This window comes from Mesorhizobium sp. M4B.F.Ca.ET.017.02.2.1, from assembly GCF_003998955.1.
Taxonomy (GTDB): domain Bacteria; phylum Pseudomonadota; class Alphaproteobacteria; order Rhizobiales; family Rhizobiaceae; genus Mesorhizobium; species Mesorhizobium abyssinicae.
The window spans coordinates 1-1,206 of sequence record NZ_RZOF01000625.1 but is presented as its reverse complement, the minus strand read 5'-3'; the positions used below and the strand labels follow the sequence as shown (position 1 = coordinate 1,206).

The following is a 1,206-nucleotide window of genomic DNA, read 5'->3' as shown; positions in this document are numbered from 1 at the left end:
CATCTGGAATATAGCAAGAAAACCTAAAATTTAGTGCAAGTTCTATTCCTGGCAGTAGTGGATCGGCTGTGAAAAAAGAGTAGTGGATCGGCCGTGAAAAACGAAAGTCGCCCGCGCGTTGCGGCGCGGGCGAGACAAAGTTCGGCCTTTGCGCGGTCGCAGAGCGAATGCGCGGTGGAGTTTGCCTAGCTGTGGCTTTGCTGGGTCACGATCACCGGGATCAGCAGATCGCCCCAGTTGCCGTCGCCGCCATGATGTCTGGCCGAACGCACCAGTTCCACCGAGACGCCCGCTTCGACCGCCTTCATCACCGACTGGTTGAGCCTGTGCAGGTCATTGGCCAGCATGCGGATGGTTGCCTGCTGGTCGACGCTCATCGCCGAGGATTGCTCTTCGGCTCTTTCCTTGACGCGGCTAATCGATGCCATTGGTCTTCTCCTTTAAGTTGCCCTTCGGGCGTTTCCTCTGTTGGTCGTCTCTTGCGCCGGCTCACTCTGCCGCCGGCTTGAACTGCGCGTGTTCGGTCGATTCATGCATGGCCGTTGTCGAGGACTGGCCGCCGCTGATCGCCATCGACACCGCATCGAAATAGCCGGTGCCGACCTCGCGCTGGTGCTTGGTCGCGGTGTAGCCATGGACCTCGGCCGCGAATTCAGCTTCCTGCAATTCCGAATAGGCTGCCATCTGCCGCGCCTTGTAGCCACGCGCCAGCTCGAACATGCCGAAGTTGAGCTGGTGGAAACCAGCCAGCGTGATGAACTGGAACTTGTAGCCCATGGCGCCGAGTTCCCGCTGGAACTTGGCGATCGTCGCGTCGTCGAGGTTCTTCTTCCAGTTGAACGACGGCGAGCAGTTGTAGGCCAGCAGCTTGCCCGGATGATGCTTGCGCACGCCCTCGGCGAACTTCCTGGCCTGCGCCAGATCCGGCTTCGAGGTCTCGCACCAGATCAGGTCCGCGTGCGGCGCGTAGGCGATGGCGCGCGCGATGCACGGCTCGATGCCGTTCCTGACCTGGTAGAAGCCTTCGACCGTGCGGCCGGCGTCATAGTCGACGAAGGGCCGGTCGCGCTCGTCGATGTCCGAGGTCAGAAGCTTCGCCGCCTCGGCGTCGGTGCGCGCCACGACCAGCGTCGGCGTGCCCATCACGTCGGCCGCGAGACGGGCCGCATTGAGGTTGCGGATATGCGCCGCCGTCGGGATCAGCAC

The 1,206-nt window shown here is 62.1% G+C and carries 1 protein-coding gene and 1 pseudogene; both read right to left on the bottom strand.

The features are described from left to right. Positions 1 to 185: 185 nt before the first annotated feature. Positions 186 to 428, bottom strand: coding sequence for a hypothetical protein (locus EN738_RS34420; protein WP_127287374.1), 243 nt, complete (start codon positions 426 to 428; stop codon positions 186 to 188). Between the two features lie 61 nt (positions 429 to 489). Then, positions 490 to 1,206: pseudogene (locus EN738_RS34415) on the bottom strand (isocitrate lyase); the annotation flags it as partial.

Excerpts from the sequence above, each read along its gene's own strand:
- EN738_RS34420 (WP_127287374.1), bottom strand. The coding sequence starts at position 428 with ATGGCATCGATTAGCCGCGTCAAGGAAAGAGCCGAAGAGCAATCCTCG.